This is a genomic window from Sphingomonas sp. (assembly GCF_017304615.1).
Taxonomy (GTDB): Bacteria; Pseudomonadota; Alphaproteobacteria; order Sphingomonadales; family Sphingomonadaceae; genus Sphingomonas.
In genome coordinates this window covers 1-15,449 of sequence record NZ_JAFKLZ010000006.1, presented here as the reverse complement: position 1 = coordinate 15,449, position 15,449 = coordinate 1, and the positions used below count along the sequence as shown (strand labels likewise).

At 65.3% G+C, this 15,449-nt stretch carries 14 protein-coding genes, 2 tRNA genes and 2 rRNA genes; 9 read left to right on the top strand and 9 right to left on the bottom strand.

Annotated features, from left to right (window positions below; translation table 11 throughout):
- Nucleotides 1–54 precede the first annotated feature (54 nt).
- From J0J06_RS16650 to J0J06_RS16630, 5 genes are read left to right on the top strand one after another with little or no spacing between them, the layout of a single operon-like run.
- The gene (locus J0J06_RS16650) at nucleotides 55–609 is read left to right on the top strand and encodes a F0F1 ATP synthase subunit delta (RefSeq protein WP_294043834.1); all 555 of its coding nucleotides are present in this window, start codon (nucleotides 55–57) and stop codon (nucleotides 607–609) included.
- Nucleotides 610–611: 2 nt separating this feature from the next.
- Nucleotides 612–2,141: a F0F1 ATP synthase subunit alpha gene (gene atpA / locus J0J06_RS16645; protein ID WP_294043833.1), complete on the top strand. Its 1,530-nt coding sequence runs from the start codon at nucleotides 612–614 to the stop codon at nucleotides 2,139–2,141.
- 13 nt (nucleotides 2,142–2,154) lie between these two features.
- The gene (locus J0J06_RS16640; protein ID WP_294043832.1) at nucleotides 2,155–3,039 is read left to right on the top strand and encodes a F0F1 ATP synthase subunit gamma; all 885 of its coding nucleotides are present in this window, start codon (nucleotides 2,155–2,157) and stop codon (nucleotides 3,037–3,039) included.
- A gap of 24 nt (nucleotides 3,040–3,063) precedes the next feature.
- Nucleotides 3,064–4,593 carry a F0F1 ATP synthase subunit beta gene (gene atpD / locus J0J06_RS16635; RefSeq protein ID WP_294043831.1) on the top strand — a complete coding sequence of 510 codons (1,530 nt, stop codon included), beginning with the start codon at nucleotides 3,064–3,066 and terminating at the stop codon, nucleotides 4,591–4,593.
- On the top strand, nucleotides 4,593–4,847 hold the full coding sequence (locus J0J06_RS16630; protein WP_294043830.1) for an ATP synthase F1 subunit epsilon: 255 nt from the start codon (nucleotides 4,593–4,595) through the stop codon (nucleotides 4,845–4,847). The genes atpD and J0J06_RS16630 overlap by 1 nt, the downstream gene beginning before the upstream one ends.
- 502 nt (nucleotides 4,848–5,349) lie before the next feature.
- Here J0J06_RS16630 and J0J06_RS16625 read toward each other — a convergent pair.
- The gene (locus J0J06_RS16625; protein ID WP_294043829.1) at nucleotides 5,350–5,793 is read right to left on the bottom strand and encodes a DUF6265 family protein; all 444 of its coding nucleotides are present in this window, start codon (nucleotides 5,791–5,793) and stop codon (nucleotides 5,350–5,352) included.
- A 130-nt stretch (nucleotides 5,794–5,923) separates the two neighbouring features.
- Here J0J06_RS16625 and J0J06_RS16620 point away from each other — a divergent pair, with 130 nt between their 5' ends.
- Nucleotides 5,924–7,438, top strand: a complete 1,515-nt coding sequence (locus tag J0J06_RS16620; protein ID WP_294043828.1) for a wax ester/triacylglycerol synthase family O-acyltransferase — start codon at nucleotides 5,924–5,926, stop codon at nucleotides 7,436–7,438.
- Nucleotides 7,438–7,941, top strand: a complete 504-nt coding sequence (locus J0J06_RS16615) for a phasin family protein (RefSeq protein ID WP_294043827.1) — start codon at nucleotides 7,438–7,440, stop codon at nucleotides 7,939–7,941. The genes J0J06_RS16620 and J0J06_RS16615 overlap by 1 nt, the downstream gene beginning before the upstream one ends.
- Here the strand turns inward: J0J06_RS16615 and J0J06_RS16610 are convergent.
- The 4 genes from J0J06_RS16610 to J0J06_RS16595 are packed head-to-tail and all read right to left on the bottom strand — an operon-like array spanning nucleotide 7,917 to nucleotide 10,715.
- Nucleotides 7,917–8,708 (bottom strand): alpha/beta hydrolase, encoded by a 792-nt coding sequence (locus tag J0J06_RS16610; RefSeq protein WP_294043826.1) that lies wholly within the window; start codon nucleotides 8,706–8,708, stop codon nucleotides 7,917–7,919. The genes J0J06_RS16615 and J0J06_RS16610 overlap by 25 nt on opposite strands.
- A gap of 55 nt (nucleotides 8,709–8,763) precedes the next feature.
- Nucleotides 8,764–9,297 (bottom strand): GNAT family N-acetyltransferase, encoded by a 534-nt coding sequence (locus J0J06_RS16605; RefSeq protein ID WP_294043825.1) that lies wholly within the window; start codon nucleotides 9,295–9,297, stop codon nucleotides 8,764–8,766.
- The gene (locus tag J0J06_RS16600; RefSeq protein ID WP_294043824.1) at nucleotides 9,294–10,364 is read right to left on the bottom strand and encodes an alpha/beta fold hydrolase; all 1,071 of its coding nucleotides are present in this window, start codon (nucleotides 10,362–10,364) and stop codon (nucleotides 9,294–9,296) included. The genes J0J06_RS16605 and J0J06_RS16600 overlap by 4 nt, the downstream gene beginning before the upstream one ends.
- Nucleotides 10,365–10,367: 3 nt before the next feature.
- Entirely contained in the window at nucleotides 10,368–10,715 is a 348-nt protein-coding gene (locus tag J0J06_RS16595) for a poly(R)-hydroxyalkanoic acid synthase subunit PhaE (protein WP_294043823.1), read from the bottom strand.
- A 159-nt stretch (nucleotides 10,716–10,874) separates the two neighbouring features.
- Between J0J06_RS16595 and J0J06_RS16590 the strand changes: the two genes are divergently transcribed.
- The gene (locus tag J0J06_RS16590) at nucleotides 10,875–13,343 is read left to right on the top strand and encodes an aminotransferase class I/II-fold pyridoxal phosphate-dependent enzyme (RefSeq protein WP_294043822.1); all 2,469 of its coding nucleotides are present in this window, start codon (nucleotides 10,875–10,877) and stop codon (nucleotides 13,341–13,343) included.
- Entirely contained in the window at nucleotides 13,340–14,395 is a 1,056-nt protein-coding gene (locus J0J06_RS16585; protein WP_294043821.1) for a glycosyltransferase, read from the top strand. The genes J0J06_RS16590 and J0J06_RS16585 overlap by 4 nt, the downstream gene beginning before the upstream one ends.
- A gap of 20 nt (nucleotides 14,396–14,415) precedes the next feature.
- Here the strand turns inward: J0J06_RS16585 and J0J06_RS16580 are convergent.
- The 4 genes from J0J06_RS16580 to J0J06_RS16565 form a co-directional block, all read right to left on the bottom strand.
- A tRNA-Thr gene (locus J0J06_RS16580) sits at nucleotides 14,416–14,491 on the bottom strand.
- A 183-nt stretch (nucleotides 14,492–14,674) separates the two neighbouring features.
- Nucleotides 14,675–14,751, bottom strand: a tRNA-Met gene (locus tag J0J06_RS16575).
- Between the two features lie 94 nt (nucleotides 14,752–14,845).
- Nucleotides 14,846–14,960 (bottom strand): 5S ribosomal RNA (gene rrf, locus J0J06_RS16570).
- Between the two features lie 187 nt (nucleotides 14,961–15,147).
- A 23S ribosomal RNA gene (locus J0J06_RS16565) occupies nucleotides 15,148–15,449 on the bottom strand; the annotation flags it as partial.

The window sequence follows — 15,449 nt, the reverse complement described above, 5'->3', positions numbered from 1 at the left end:
GCTGCCCTCTTTTCGTATGGGGCCACATTACCTTTCTAAAAGGACCCTCATCGCGTGGAGTCATCCGGCGGTATTCAAGCGAGTTTAGGTGGGCGCTACGCAACGGCGCTGTTCGATCTCGCGCGCGAATCGAAGGCGATCGACGCGGTCGAGGCGAGCCTCGCCACGGTGCGTCAGGCGTTGGCCGAATCGGCCGACTTCAAGGCACTGACGACCAGCCCGCTGCTCGGCCGGATCGACGCGGCGAAGGGCGTCGCGGCGGTCGCGAAGGAGCTGAAGCTCGACGCGACGACCACGGCTTTTCTCGGCGTCCTCGCGCACAACCGGCGCCTCGGCCAGCTCCCCGCGATCATCCGCGCGTTTCGCGGCCTCGCCTCGCGGCATCGCGGCGAGACCACCGCCGAAGTCACCTCGGCACATCCGCTGACGGGCGCGCAGGTGGTCGAATTGAAGCAGCAGCTCCGCCAGCGCATCGGCCGCGACGTCGCGGTCGAGCTTGCCGTCGACAAGAATCTGCTGGGCGGGCTCGTCGTCCGCATCGGCTCGCAGATGATCGATTCGTCGATCCGCACTCGTTTGAACACTCTCGCGCACGCGATGAAAGGCTAACAATGGATATCCGCGCCGCTGAAATCTCCCGGGTCATCAAGGACCAGATCGCCAATTTCGGCACCGAGGCCGAAGTCTCCGAAACCGGCCAGGTGCTGTCGGTCGGCGACGGCATCGCGCGCATCCACGGGCTCGACAACGTCCAGGCGGGCGAGATGGTCGAGTTCGCCAACGGCGTGCAGGGCATGGCGCTCAACCTGGAAGCCGACAACGTCGGCGTCGTCATCTTCGGCTCGGACGCCGAGATCAAGGAAGGCGACGTCGTCAAGCGGACCGGCACGATCGTCGACGTCCCCGTCGGCAAGGGCCTGCTCGGCCGCGTGGTCGACGGTCTCGGCAATCCGATCGACGGCAAGGGCCCGATCGTCAGCGAGCAGCGCAGCCGCGTCGAAGTGAAGGCGCCGGGCATCATCCCGCGCCAGTCGGTGTTCGAACCGATGCAGTCGGGCCTGAAGGCGATCGACGCGCTCGTCCCCGTCGGCCGCGGCCAGCGCGAGCTGATCATCGGCGACCGCCAGACCGGCAAGTCGGCCGTCGCGATCGACACGTTCATCAACCAGAAGGAAGCGCACCAGGGCAAAGACGAGAACGCCAAGCTGTATTGCGTCTATGTCGCGGTCGGCCAGAAGCGCTCGACGGTGGCTCAGCTCGTCCGCACGCTGACCGAAAACGGCGCGATGGATTATTCGATCGTGGTCGCTGCGACCGCATCGGACCCGGCACCGCTCCAGTTCCTCGCGCCCTATACCGGCACCGCGATGGGCGAGTATTTCCGCGACAACGGCATGCACGCGCTGATCGTGTTCGACGATCTGTCGAAGCAGGCGGTCGCGTATCGCCAGATGTCGCTGCTGCTGCGCCGCCCGCCGGGCCGCGAAGCCTATCCGGGCGACGTGTTCTATCTCCACTCGCGCCTGCTCGAGCGCGCCGCCAAGATGTCGGACGCGATGGGCGGCGGGTCGCTGACCGCGCTGCCGATCATCGAAACGCAGGCGGGCGACGTGTCGGCCTACATCCCGACCAACGTGATCTCGATCACGGACGGCCAGATCTTCCTCGAAACCGACCTGTTCTTCGCGGGTATCCGCCCCGCCATCAACGTGGGCCTCTCGGTCAGCCGCGTCGGCTCGGCCGCGCAGACCAAGGCGATGAAGAAGGTGTCGGGCTCGATCAAGCTCGAGCTCGCCCAGTATCGCGAGATGGCCGCCTTCGCTCAGTTCGGCTCCGACCTCGACGCCTCGACGCAAAAGCTCCTGAACCGCGGCGCGCGCCTGACGGAGCTGCTCAAGCAGCCGCAGTTCTCGCCGCTGCCGTTCGAGGAACAGACGGCGTCGATCTTCGCGGGCACGCAGGGCTATCTCGACTCGATCCCGGTTGAGGCGGTGGTACGCTACGAAGCCGCGATGCTCGCGGACCTGCGCGCCAACCACAAGGACGTGCTGAAGGCGATCCGCGACGACAAGGACCTGAAGGACGGCACGCGCGACAAGCTGAAGGCCGCGCTCGACGCGTTCGGCAAGACCTTCGCCTGATCGGATAGACTAGATGGCGAGCCTCAAGGCCCTCAAGATCCGGATCAACTCGGTCAAGTCGACCCAGAAGATCACCAAGGCGATGAAGATGGTCGCCGCCGCTAAACTGCGCCGTGCGCAGGAGGCGGCCGAGGCCGGGCGTCCCTATGCGACTCGGCTGGAGAAGGTCGTGGCGAGCCTCGCCTCGACCATCACGGTCGGCCCGAACTCGCCCAAACTGCTGGCCGGCACCGGCCGCGACCAGGTTCATCTGTTCGTCGTCGCGACCAGCGACCGTGGTCTCGCGGGTGCGTTCAACACCAACATCGCACGCTTGGCCCGGCGTCGCGCGGCTGAGCTGATCGCCGAGGGCAAGACGGTCAAGTTTTACACGATCGGAAAGAAGGGCCGCGCGGTCCTCAATCGGCTGTATCCGAACGACTTCATGCACTCGATCGAGCCGGGCGACCTCGGCAAGCTCGGCTTCGCGGATGCCCGCGGTTACGCCGACGACTTGATCGCACGCTACGAAGCGGGCGAGTTCGACGTCGCGCATCTGTTCTATTCGCACTTCAAGTCGGTGCTGGCACAGGAGCCGACCGAGCAGCAGATCATCCCGGTTTCCATTCCGGCATCCTCGGGCGCGGCGGCCGATGGCGTATCGGCCGCGGTCGATTACGAACCCGATGAGGAGGAAATCCTCGCCGACCTGCTGCCACGCAACGTCGCGATCCAGTTGTTCCGCGCGATGCGTGAGAATGCCGCGTCGGAGCAGGGATCGAAGATGACCGCGATGGACAACGCCACGCGCAACGCCGGCGACCTGATCAATCGCCTGACGATCCAGTACAACCGCAGCCGTCAGGCCGCGATCACCACCGAGCTGGTGGAAATCATTTCGGGCGCCGAAGCGCTCTAAGACATTCGAAGCAAGGAAACACCGATGGCAACCGCTGCTCCCAAGACCAAGGCTCCGGCCAAGAAGCCGGCCGCGCCGCGCAAGGCCGCCGCGACCACGACCACCGCGCCCAAGGCAACGACCAACAATGTCGGCGTCATCAGCCAGGTCATCGGCGCCGTCGTCGACGTGAGCTTCCCGGATCACCTGCCGGCGATCCTGTCGGCGCTCGAAACCGACAATAACGGCAACCGCCTGGTGCTCGAGGTTGCGCAGCATCTCGGCGAGAACACCGTCCGCACGATCGCGATGGACTCGACCGAGGGCCTGACCCGCGGCCAGAACGTGACCGACACCGGTTCGCAGATCCGCGTGCCCGTCGGCCCGGCCACGCTCGGCCGCATCCTCAACGTCATCGGCGAGCCGATCGACGAGCGTGGCCCGGTCGCCACCACCGACACCGCGCCGATCCACGCCGAGGCACCTTTGTTCGTCGACCAGTCGACCGAAAGCTCGATCCTGGTCACCGGCATCAAGGTCATCGACCTGCTCGCCCCCTACGCAAAGGGCGGCAAGATCGGCCTGTTCGGCGGCGCCGGCGTGGGCAAGACCGTGCTCATTCAGGAACTGATCAACAACATCGCCAAGGGCCATGGCGGCACCTCGGTGTTCGCGGGCGTCGGCGAACGCACGCGTGAGGGCAACGACCTCTACCACGAGTTCCTCGACGCGGGCGTCATCGCCAAGGATGCCGACGGCAACGCGATCAGCGAAGGCTCGAAGGTCGCTTTGGTCTATGGCCAGATGAACGAGCCGCCGGGCGCGCGCGCTCGCGTCGCGCTGTCGGGCCTGACGATCGCCGAATATTTCCGCGACGTCGAAGGCCAGGACGTGCTGTTCTTCGTCGACAACATCTTCCGCTTCACTCAGGCGGGCGCCGAAGTGTCGGCTTTGCTCGGCCGTATTCCGTCGGCCGTGGGCTATCAGCCGACGCTGTCGACCGACATGGGCGCGCTGCAGGAGCGCATCACCTCGACCAACAAGGGGTCGATCACCTCGGTGCAGGCCGTGTACGTCCCCGCGGACGACCTTACCGACCCGGCCCCGGCCACCTCGTTCGCCCACCTTGACGCGACGACCGTGCTCAATCGCGCGATCTCCGAACTCGGCATCTATCCAGCGGTCGATCCGCTCGATTCGACGAGCCGCGTGCTGGAACCCCGCGTCGTCGGCCAGGAGCATTACGAGACGGCGCGCGCGGTCCAGTCGATCCTGCAGAAGTACAAGTCGCTGCAGGACATCATCGCGATCCTGGGCATGGACGAGCTGTCGGAAGAAGATAAGCTGACCGTCTCTCGCGCGCGCAAGATCCAGAAGTTCCTGTCGCAGCCGTTCCACGTCGCCGAGGTGTTCACCAACATCCCCGGCAAGTTCGTCGCGATCGAGGACACGGTGAAGTCGTTCAAGGCGGTGGTCGAGGGCGAATACGATCACTTGCCCGAAAACGCCTTCTACATGGTCGGCGGCATCGACGAAGCGATCGCCAAGGCCGAGAAGATGGCGCAGGAGGCGTAATGCCGCTTCACTTCGAACTCGTGACGCCCGAGAAGCTGCTCCGCTCGGAGGAGGTCTATCAGGTCGTCGTTCCGGGCACCGAGGGCGATTTCGGCGTGCTGGAGGGCCATGCCCCCTTCATGTCGACGATCCGCGACGGCGCTTTGCACATCTACGCCACCGACAAGGGCGAGCCGGAGATCGTGCCGATCCAGGGCGGCTTCGCCGAAGTTTCGGCGAGCGGGCTGACGGTGCTGGCCGAGCAAGCCGGATAACTGCCGTCGCCCAAGACGAATATTCGAGAAGCCCGGCCTAACCCGCCGGGCTTTTTCTTAGGGCTGCTTTTGGGTGATTAGCTGCCGTTCGGTAGCGGTCCGACGTCGTACAGCGAGCCGTTTCCCCAAGTCGGCGGCAAATCAAGGTCCGGCTGATTGAGATATGTGAGATCGCCGGAGCGATATAAATTGCTTTCGACAAGCTCCAGCCGGACAGTTTTCATCGCGAGGAGGAGCGCCTGAATTCCGTCAATTCCAGCCGTCTCGCGACTGCTCTCGTGATCCGGCCATAAAATGCGCCAGCGGCATCGGAACTCACCACCGGGGGCGAGCTATGGCGTTTCAAAGTGGGCGAGCACTTCTCCTCTAGCGGACTCAAATCGACGTTCAACGTAAATGCCGCTCACGTCAATTCTCCTCAACGGGCAGGAGTTTCGCCGTTATAGGTAACGTCCGCAATTGGGTCGTTAGCAGTCACCCATCTATCGCGTCAGCAAGACGCTCAATTCCCGCCCTGCCGTGCGTACTTCCAGCCATATTTCTGCGTCCCGTCCATCAGGCTGACTTCAGCGTTCAGCGCCATTCCCTCGCGCCAGTAATGGATGCGTTGCGGGTAATCGTGCGTCGGATTGGCGAAGACGATGTCGCGATCGCTGGCAGATACCATTGGGAACGCCACTCGCGCGCCGCCCTTGACGGATCCGTAGAAAACGAGCGTCCCGTCCGCGCCGCGCTCGATCTGCATCGTTTCCCACGACTTGAGCTGGTCGTCCCGGCCGTTGCGACCGGAACCCATCATCTGGTCGGCGCGCGGGCCGGTCCAGCATTCCTCGGTCCAGTTGGCGCCCTTCTGCTCGACCCAGCATCCGCTAATCCAGCCCGGCATCGACGGCGCGCTCGACGCCCCCGTCGCCAGCATCGCCAGTCCCGCCAACATCGCCCGCATCCAAACCTCCAGATTACTCTCGCCCGGACTGTAGCGCCGCGGGACGGTGGTGGCGACTCGCTCGCTTCCCCGCCCTCTGCTAAGCTCGCTCGCGACCGGTCACAGCCGGCGTGAATAGGAGAGCCGCCCGATGCAGCAATTGAGTGCGATGGACGCGTCGTTCGTTTACCTCGAAACCCCGCACACGCCGATGCACATCGGGTCGGTCGGCATCTACGACCCGTCGACCGCGCCTGGCGGGTTTGTGCGGTTCAAGGACATATTGCGCTTCATCGAGCAACGGCTGCCGGGCGCGCGCAGCTTCCGGCAGCGGCTGGTGCGTGTGCCGTTCGACGTCGATCATCCCTATTGGATCGAGGACCCCGAGTTCGATATCGAATTCCACGTCCGCCACATCGCCTTGCCCAAGCCCGGCGACTGGCGCCAGCTCTGCATCCAGGTCGCCCGGCTCCACGCCCGCCCGATGGACCTGACCAAGCCGCTCTGGGAATTCACCGTGGTCGAGGGGCTGGATAACATTCCCGGCATCCCCAAGGGCTGCTTTGCGCTGGTTTCCAAGGTTCACCACGCCGCGATCGACGGCATGTCGGGGGTCGAGATGTCGGTCGCGGTCCACGACCTCGACGCCAAAATGACGCCGCCGGAAAAGCCCGACACCTGGGCACCGGAGAACATGCCGCGCGTGGCGGACCTGCTGACGCGCAGTTACTTCAACAATCTGCTCCAGCCGATGCGTATTGCGGAGACGATCGGCCGCTCGCTGCCAGGCATGGCGAAGCTCGCGGTGCAGGCGGGCAAGGGCGACGTCTCGCTCAAGAACACCCGCCCCGCGCCCAAGACACGATTCAACGGCAAGGTCTCCGCGCATCGCGTCTGGGACGCGGTCCCGTTCAAGCTCGCCGAAGTGCGCGCGATCAAGGAAGCGGTGCCCGACGCGACGGTCAACGACGTCATCCTGACGGTCGTCGGCGGCGCGCTGCGTTCTTACCTCAAGGACAAGGACGACCTGCCCAAGGAGACGATGACCGCGATGGCGCCGATTTCGGTGCGGCAGGAGGGCGAGAAGGCCGCGCTCGGCAACCTCGTTTCGGCCATGGTGGTGGGCCTTGGCACGCAGATCGAGGACCCGCTCGAACGGCTGCGATTCGTGCATGAAGAGGCGGTCAATTCGAAGGCGATGACCAACGCGGTCGGGGCCAAGACCCTGTCGGACTATTCGAAGCTCATCCCTTCCGGCCTCGCCGGGCTAGGCGCTCGGCTCTACACGCGCGTGGGGGCCGCGAACATGCATGCGCCGGCTTTCAACGTCGTCGTCACCAACGTGCCCGGGCCCAAGGTGCCGCTCTATTTCTGCGGCGCGAAGATGGTGTTTTCGGCGGGGACCGCGCCGGTGTTCGACAGCATGGGCCTGATCCACCCGGTCTATTCGTACGTCGATACGATCGCGGTGTCCTTCACCGCCGACCGCGACATGCTGCCCGACCCCGGCACGTATGCCGCCGCGTTGCGCTCGTCATTCGATGCGTTGAAGGCGGCGGCGCTCAAGACGGCGGCGCCGAAAGAGGCTAAGGAAAACAGGCCGGCCCGCCCGCCGGCCGCGAAACCCAAACTCGTGCCCAAGCGCGCTGCCAAGGGAGCAAAGTGATGGCGAAGAAGGTCAAGGACGCAATCGACAAGGGAGCGAAACGCGCGAAGGACGCGACCGACAACGCCGCCAAGCGCGCCAAGGACGTCACCGACCGCGCCGCGAAGGCGACCAAGGACGCGACCGACCGAGTGGCTTCAGGAGCCAAGGCGACCGCCGACCGCGTTGAGGGGATTGGCGATAACATCCGAAAATCGGGGGAAAAACTTGCCAAGCAGGGCAATTCGGTTAGCATGAAGGTGATCGAGCACGCCGAGGCCAACACGCGCGAGGCCTTCGCTGCGATGCGCGCGGCGGCAGGTGCGAAGAACCCGGCCGAGGTGGCGAAGATCCAGGGCGACTATCTACGCCAGCAAGGCGCGCGCGCTCGCCCATGCCCGCGAGATCGGCGACCTGATCATGCAATTCGGCAAGGATGCCGTGGGCTCGGGGAAGAAGGACTGAAAAAACCTCCCCTTCAAGGGGGGAGGCCAAGAGGTCAGGCGTGCCCCGCCGACGGATAGACGAACGCCCGCAACCCGCTGCGTTCGAACGGATGCCAGTCGTCCTCGGGCTGCGCCAGCCGGTCGGCGATCGCAAAGAGGACACTGGCGTTGAAGCCGAGCCCGCAATGGCTGCCATGGACTTCGATATTGTCCGACATCGGGCCGATCTCCTCGCAGCAATTCTGCCACGCGACGACGCCGTCGGCGCGCGAATAGATCGCGGTCGAGGGCACCGGCGGAGGGGCGGACACCTCATGCAGCTGCGCCTTGGTATGGTCGGCGTCGATCTTCTGTCCGGTCAGCATTTCGTACGCTCGCCAGACGTTTGACGCCTTGGGGCTGCCCGAAAAGGGCGAGCCGAGCGTGATGACCTGACGGATCGCGTGGGGAATGCGCTTGGCGACGAGGCGCGCCATGACGCCGCCCAGGCTCCAGCCGACCAGCGACACCTTCTGCCCGCTCTCCTCATACACCGCGAGCACGCGCTCGATCAGCTTCTCGCCCTGATGCCCGATCGCCTTGGGCCCGAGGTTGCGGCCCAGGTCCCAGGTGTGCGCGGCATAGCCATGGCGCTTGAGGAAGCCGCGCAGGATGCCGGTCGAGCGGTCGCTGGTGACGAACCCGGGCAGCACGATCACCGGATGCCCGTCGCCGCGCGGCGCCGTCGCGAGCATCGGCGCCGCCCAGGGCAGCGAGCCCAGTTCGAACAGCGCGCGCGGCAATTCGGTCAGCGCGAGCAGCGCGGATGGCGCCTTGACGCTGGTTTCGGGTGCTGCGGTCGCCATTTCGATATTCTCCTGCGGTCGAGCGGGTTCTACGCCCGCCCCGTTAATTCGATCCCTATTCGATCCCGATCGCCTGATGCCGCGCCGCGACTCGGGCAGCGTCATAGCTCAGGATGGCGAGGTCGTGACTCTGCCCGTCCGCCCCACGCACCTGATCCTTCAGCATCGCTTCGGCGCGAAACCCGACGCCCTCGAACAGCGCGATCGATCCGGTCTGGTCGACCGTCATCCGCGCGGTCAGCTTGGCCAGCCCGCGATCCCGCGCGATCATGAAGATGCCCTGGAGCAAGTCGCTGCCCAGCCCCGACCCCCGCCGCCCCGACGCGACCAGCAAGCGCACTTCGCCGACATGCGGCGACCAGCTCAGCGGATCGTGGACCAGCGCCGCGGTGGCGACGATCTCCCCGCCATCCTCGGCGATCAGGCTGTCGATCAGTCCCGCCTCGATCGCGTCGAGCCATGCCGCCACCACGCGCGGCTCGCGCACGTCGCGGCTGAGAAACAGCAAGTCATGTTCGGGCAAGGCCGCGGCGAAGGCGATCACCATGTCGCGGTCCTCGGGGCGGAAACGGCGGATAACGTGGCTCATGTCGATCGCTCTCCCAGCCAGGCGACGAGGTTGGGCCACAACCGTTTGATCGCATTCGGCCCCGCGATCAGGCTGACATGCCCGCCCTTCAGCATGATCGCCTGCTTGTCGGTCGATCCGACCATGTCGATCAGCGGAGCGGAGGCGCCGGTCGGCACGATATGGTCGTGCTCGGCAGTGACATGGAGAAACGGAACCGTGATCTTGCCGAGATCGACCCGTCGCCCGCCGACTTCCAGCGTACCCGCGAGCAATTCATTGCCCCACATCAGCTTCTTGGTCGTCTGGCGGAAATATTCGCCCGCCAGCGGCAGCTGGTCCGAGGTCCAGCGGTCGAACATGCGATACGACTTCACGAACTCGTCGTTCCACAAATTGTCGTAGAGCCGGATGTTGCCGGCCGTTCGCGCGGCGGGCCGCAGCATATCGAACGCTGTGTAGAGATAGTCGCCGGGGCAGTTGCCGAACGTATCGACCAATTTGTCGACGTCGAAGAAACGCCGGTCAGCCCAGGTCTGAAACATCTCCATCTGCGAAAAATCGACCGGCGTCGTGAAGGTGACGAGATTCGCCAGCCCCGCATCCGGATGCAGCGCCGCCCACAGCAGCGACAGCACGCCGCCAAAGCAATAAGCGACGACGTTTATGTCCGGCTCCCCCGTCTCCGCCTTCACCCGCGCGACCGCGGCGGGCAGGAAGTCGAGAACGTAGCTTTCGAGCGTCAACGTCCGCTCGTCGGCGCGCGGCGCGTCCCAGTCGAGCATGAACACGTCGAACCCCGCGTTCAGCAGATATTCGACCAGGCTCTGCCCCGGCACCATGTCGAAGACGTAGCCGCGGTTGGTCGTCGCCATCACCAGCAGGATCGGCACGCGATACACGTCGTCCGTTCGCGGATGATAATGATAAAGCCGCATCGTGCCGCGTTCGATCAGCACGTCCTTGGACGTCGCGCCGAGCGTCGGCCCGCTGGTCTGGAAGTATTCGAGTCCCTTCAGATTGCGCTGCATCGCCCGTTCGAACTCGACGCGCGCGGCGTCCGCCAGGTCTAGGGCGGCGGTCGCCAAACTTCAGGCCTTGGCCGCCGGAGGTTTGCGCGTCCGGCTCGGCTTGGGCCGGTCGGCCCGTTCCGGCGCGCCGCCCAAGCGCTCCTCAATCCGCGCCAGCATCACCTCCATCCGCGCGAGGCGAGCGGACAGATCCTCGATCTCGGCGCGGCTCGGCATGTTGGCGGCGGCGAGCGCGCGGGCCATCATGCCGCTGATCGCTTCCTGCGTGTTCATCTGCGCCGTCGTCGCGCCGTGCATGAAGCGCGAAAATTCGTCGGACTTGGCCAGCCCGTCCCCCACGCTGTTCGCCAGCTTCTCCCATTCGCCCAGCATCTCGCGAAACATCGCGGCCGGATCTGTGCTTGTCATACACGCATCGTCAATCGGAGCGCGGCGCAGGTCAAGCACCCATTTTGCTGCGGCGGGACGGCGCAGCATCACCGCAGACCGGCCACAGCCTGGCCCTGTCCTCCCCCGTTACACCGAGCGTAACCGCTTCTTAGGCGGTCCCTGTCACAAGCGCCGATCATGGCTCAACTGCGCTACCCGCTGATCGATCCCAATCCGCCGCGCCTCAGCGAGCATCTCGATGTGCTCAAGCGAGTCGAGGAATCGGGCATCTATTCGAACAACGGACCCGAACTGCGCGCGTTCGAAGCGGAAGCGACCGCCAAACTGTTCGGCGGCCAGGGCGCATGCCTGGGCGTCGGCAATGCGACACTCGGGCTGATGCTCGCGATCCGCCAGGCGGTGGGCCGCGAGCCGCGCCCCGGCGGACTGGCGCTGATGCCCGCCTTCACCTTTGCAGCCACCGCGCAAGCCGCCGAATGGTGCGGGCTGACCCCGCTGCTCGCCGACATCGACCCGCACGATTGGACGATGTGCGCCGCAGCCGAAGAACGGTTGCTCGAAAAGCATGCCGGACAAATCGCGGTCGTCGTGCCGTACGCCACGTTCGGCACCGCGATCGACCTCGATCGCTATGCCTGGCTGATGCGCCGCCATGGCGTTGGCGTGGTGGTCGATGCGGCCGCTTCGCTCGGCACGATCGACACGAGCGGCCAGGGTTTCGGCACGGGCGCGCCGTTCGCAATCATCTATTCGCTCCACGCGACCAAGACCTTCGCGGTCGCCGAGGGCGGGCTGATCCATTGCGGCGATAGCGACCTGATCGACGATCTTCGTCGCATGAACAATTTCGGGTTCGCCGGCAGCCGCGCCGCGGTGATGCCCGGGATCAACGCCAAGATGTCGGAGATCGTCGCGGCGATGGCGCGGCTCAAGCTCGGCGAGATCGGCGAGGTGGTGGCCAACCGCGCGGCGGTCGAGGCGGCCTATGCCGACGCGCTCGACGGTCTGACGCTGCAGGCGGTAGCGGGCTCCGCTCGCGCCACGCAATTCATGCCTGCGCTGCTGCCGCAACATGCCGATCGCGACCGCGTGGTGGGGGCGCTGGCGGCCGATGGGATCGGTTGCGGCGCGTATTTCAGCCCGCATCTCGGCCAACAACCGTGGTTCCGCGACCATGCTATCGCCGGGCCGACGCCGGTCGCGGACGACGTTGCCGCGCGAATCATTTCGCTGCCCATCACCGACGCGATGACGGCGGCGGACGCCCGCATCATCGCCGCCCGCGTTGGCGTCGCGGTCCGTGCACAGCGAACGCCGGCGCGCCCGAAGCGGATCGACGCCATGCTGATCGTCGGTGGCGGACCCGCCGGCACCGCGCTGCTGACCGCAGCATCGAAGCAGGGGCGGCTCGCCGATCTGGCGCAGGCCGGACTGACGATCGTCGAACGCGACGATGCGCTCGGCGGCGGCCGGCTGGGCCATTATGCCATCGCCTCGGATTCGACCGCCGAAACTTTTCTGAGCGCGGTCAGGGACAACCCGTATCCCGAAATCGCATCGCTGATCGACCATCCAGCCGCGCGCCAGGTCGCCAAGTCGGTCGGCGCGCTGGGCGTGCCGCTGGTCGAGGCGGGACCTTTGCTGCGCGCTACGGGCGACCGGCTGGCGCAGATCGTTGCGGCCAATGGCGGGCGGATCGCGACCGGGCATGAAGTCGTCGATGCGCACCACCTGCCCGATGGCAGCTGGACGACGCGCCTCCGCCGCCTATCCGACAATGCCGTGAGCGAGCATCGTTCGAACACGATCGTCATAGCCACCGGTGGCCATCAGCCGCTCGACCGTCTCGTCGCCCAGCAAGTCGCCGGGGCGCCGCTACACCAGATCGCGGACGGCCGGATCATGCAGTCGGACGAGCTGCTCGCGCTCGGCGGGCTCGATCGTGCTGCGGATCTGCTGCGCAGCATACGTAACCCCAAGGTCGTCGTGATCGGGGGCTCGACCAGCGCGCTCGCCAGCGTCGCGTTGATGCTGCGCAGCCGCCCGGGCATCGCTTTCGGCGCGGGCGGGATCGCCTTGCTCCATAGCCGCCCGTTACGCCCCTTCTACCACAGCGCCGATGCCGCGCGTGACGATAACTTCAACGATTTCAACGAGAATGACATCTGTCCGGTGTCCGGATTTGTGTATCGCCTCGGCGGTTTCCGGCTCGAAGCGCGCGAACTCGTCCTGCGCATGCTGCAGGTGGACGGCCGCGCTCCCGACCCGCGCGTCACCTCACACATGATCGGCGACGATGAGGAGGCCGCCCGCAGGATGATCGAACAAGCAGACCTCGTCGTCGCCGCGCTCGGCTATCGTCCCCAGGCGCTGCCGCTGTTCGACGCGAGCGGCGCGCCCATCGCACTTGCGGCGCATCGCGACCGGCCGATGGTCGACAAGCATTGCCGAGTGCTCGACGCGAACGACCGGCCCATTCCCGGGGTATTCGGCATCGGGCTCGCCGCCGGTTTCGTGCCTTGGGGCCAGCTGGGCGGCGAAGCAAGCTTCCGCGGTCAGGCCAACGGGCTTTGGCTGTGGCAGAACGATGTCGGCCAAATGATCGTCGAGCAGGTGCTCGGCGACCGCGAGCGCGCGGTGGCATGACTCGACCCGCGGTCAGCGTCGTCATGGCTGCGTATAACGGCGCCGGCCTGATCGGGGATACGCTCGACAGCCTCTGGGCGCAGACCTTCACCGACTTCCAGGTGATCGCGGTTGACGATTGCTCGACCGACGACACGCTAGAGATCTTGCGCGCCTGTCCCGACCCCCGTCTGAAAATCATCCCCGCCGAACAGAATGGCGGTCCGGTCCGCAGTCGCAATCGCGCCTTTGCCGAAGCGCGCGGCCGTTACGTCGCAGGGCTGGACCAGGACGATATATGTCTGCCCGAGCGGTTCGCGCGCCAAGTTGCACACCTCGACGCCAACCCGGACGTCGTGCTGCTCGGCACGGCCGCGGCGGTGCTGGAAGACGGCACGGTCACGTCGAGCATCAAGTCGCCGGTAACGACGCCGCAGTTGATCGAATGGCTGCTCCATATCGAAAACCCGCTGGTCTGGTCCACCGTCATGCTGCGCCGCGACGCCGTCCCGCCGGGAGATTTTACGAGGCCCGATTTCCTCTACGCGGAGGATTTTGACCTATACCATCGTATGGCGCGGATCGGCAGGATCGCCCGGATCGACGAGCCGCTCCTGCTCTATCGCAAGCATGGCGGCGGCGCGTCGCAGCGCTACGTCGATACGATGCAGGCCAATGCGGCGCGGGTGTTGGCGGAAAGCTATGCTAGCCTCGGCGCGATTGACCCTTCCGACGACGCCGCGCTGATCGTGCGGCATCTGATGCATGGCACGCCGGTCCCAGATCGCGCGACGCTCGAGCGGCTCGGCGAGCTGATCGGTCGGCTGCAAGATCAGTTTCTGTCGAACCGGGCGGTCGATCAGGACAGCCTGACGATGATCCGCTGGGAGAGCGCGCTGCGCTGGGGCCGCGTCGTCCGCACGGCGCTCAAGGCCGGGACGATCGGCCTGTCGGCCGCGATGGCGATCCGCCCCGATCATCTCGGCCTGGGATATTCGAGCCTGGACGAACTGCTAGCGTCCCGGCTCGTCGGCGGCGCGCGTAGCGTAACCCGTCGCAACCGCGCCGCGTGATCGAAGCGTGTTCTGGGAAATGGTGCCGCCTACAGGACTCGAACCTGTGACCCCCGCATTACGAATGCGATGCTCTACCAGCTGAGCTAAGGCGGCCCGCGCGCGCCTTTCGGCACGGCAAGGCGGCGCGATTAACAGGTCTCCCATAGGCTGACAAGGCGGCGATTGACGGTTTTGAACATATCCGGCGCGGGCACAAAGCGGCGATGCTTCGCGCTGGGAAAAACGCAAAAAGCCCGCCGAGTCTCGCGACTCGCGGGCTTTAATGCTGCGTGGCGTTGGTTGCGGGGACAGGATTTGAACCTGTGACCTTCAGGTTATGAGCCTGACGAGCTACCGGGCTGCTCCACCCCGCGCCAGCGCCGACCGCCCCGGGGAGGGGGGATGGGACGATCGACCTTGTGAATGGGTTCATGGGAAACGCTTCGACGCACACCCGCCAGCTGCAATGCCTGGCGACGACCTACTCTTCCATCGCTTAGGCGATAGTACCATCGGCGCAGTCGGGTTTCACGGCCGAGTTCGGGATGGGATCGGGTGGGACACCGACGCTATGGCCACCAGGCAATGAAGCCGGCGGATGCGGTGAAGCGGTTCTAAAATCGTGCACTCTTTTGGTGATCATCATTCGAAACATCGATGATGAGTTCGCTTGCCAGCGACGGATCGCCGGCAGGCTCGTATTAAATCTGGCGTCGAACTCAATCATCCAACCGCAATGTCAGCCAGAGCTGTCATTGATGGTGGAACTCTCAAGCGCGAATAGGACAATTAGTATCGGTTAGCTCCACGCGTTACCGCGCTTCCACATCCGATCTATCAAGGTGGTGGTCTACCACCGTCCTAAGAAATCTTATCTCGAGGGAGGCTTCCCGCTTAGATGCTTTCAGCGGTTATCCCGTCCGTACATAGCTACCCTGCTGCGCCGTTGGCACGACGACAGGTACACCAGAGGTATGTTCAACCCGGTCCTCTCGTACTAGGGTCAACTCCTCTCAAATTTCGACGCCCACGGCAGATAGGGACCAAACTGTCTCGCGACGTTCTGAACCCA

Bases quoted from the DNA above. Each gene is read 5' to 3' on its own strand.
- atpA (WP_294043833.1), top strand. From the start codon at position 612: ATGGATATCCGCGCCGCTGAAATCTCCCGGGTCATCAAGGACCAGATC.
- J0J06_RS16640 (WP_294043832.1), top strand. From the start codon at position 2,155: ATGGCGAGCCTCAAGGCCCTCAAGATCCGGATCAACTCGGTCAAGTCG.
- atpD (WP_294043831.1), top strand. From the start codon at position 3,064: ATGGCAACCGCTGCTCCCAAGACCAAGGCTCCGGCCAAGAAGCCGGCC.
- J0J06_RS16630 (WP_294043830.1), top strand. From the start codon at position 4,593: ATGCCGCTTCACTTCGAACTCGTGACGCCCGAGAAGCTGCTCCGCTCG.
- J0J06_RS16625 (WP_294043829.1), bottom strand. From the start codon at position 5,793: ATGCGGGCGATGTTGGCGGGACTGGCGATGCTGGCGACGGGGGCGTCG.
- J0J06_RS16620 (WP_294043828.1), top strand. From the start codon at position 5,924: ATGCAGCAATTGAGTGCGATGGACGCGTCGTTCGTTTACCTCGAAACC.
- J0J06_RS16615 (WP_294043827.1), top strand. From the start codon at position 7,438: ATGGCGAAGAAGGTCAAGGACGCAATCGACAAGGGAGCGAAACGCGCG.
- J0J06_RS16610 (WP_294043826.1), bottom strand. From the start codon at position 8,708: ATGGCGACCGCAGCACCCGAAACCAGCGTCAAGGCGCCATCCGCGCTG.
- J0J06_RS16605 (WP_294043825.1), bottom strand. From the start codon at position 9,297: ATGAGCCACGTTATCCGCCGTTTCCGCCCCGAGGACCGCGACATGGTG.
- J0J06_RS16595 (WP_294043823.1), bottom strand. From the start codon at position 10,715: ATGACAAGCACAGATCCGGCCGCGATGTTTCGCGAGATGCTGGGCGAA.
- J0J06_RS16590 (WP_294043822.1), top strand. From the start codon at position 10,875: ATGGCTCAACTGCGCTACCCGCTGATCGATCCCAATCCGCCGCGCCTC.
- J0J06_RS16585 (WP_294043821.1), top strand. From the start codon at position 13,340: ATGACTCGACCCGCGGTCAGCGTCGTCATGGCTGCGTATAACGGCGCC.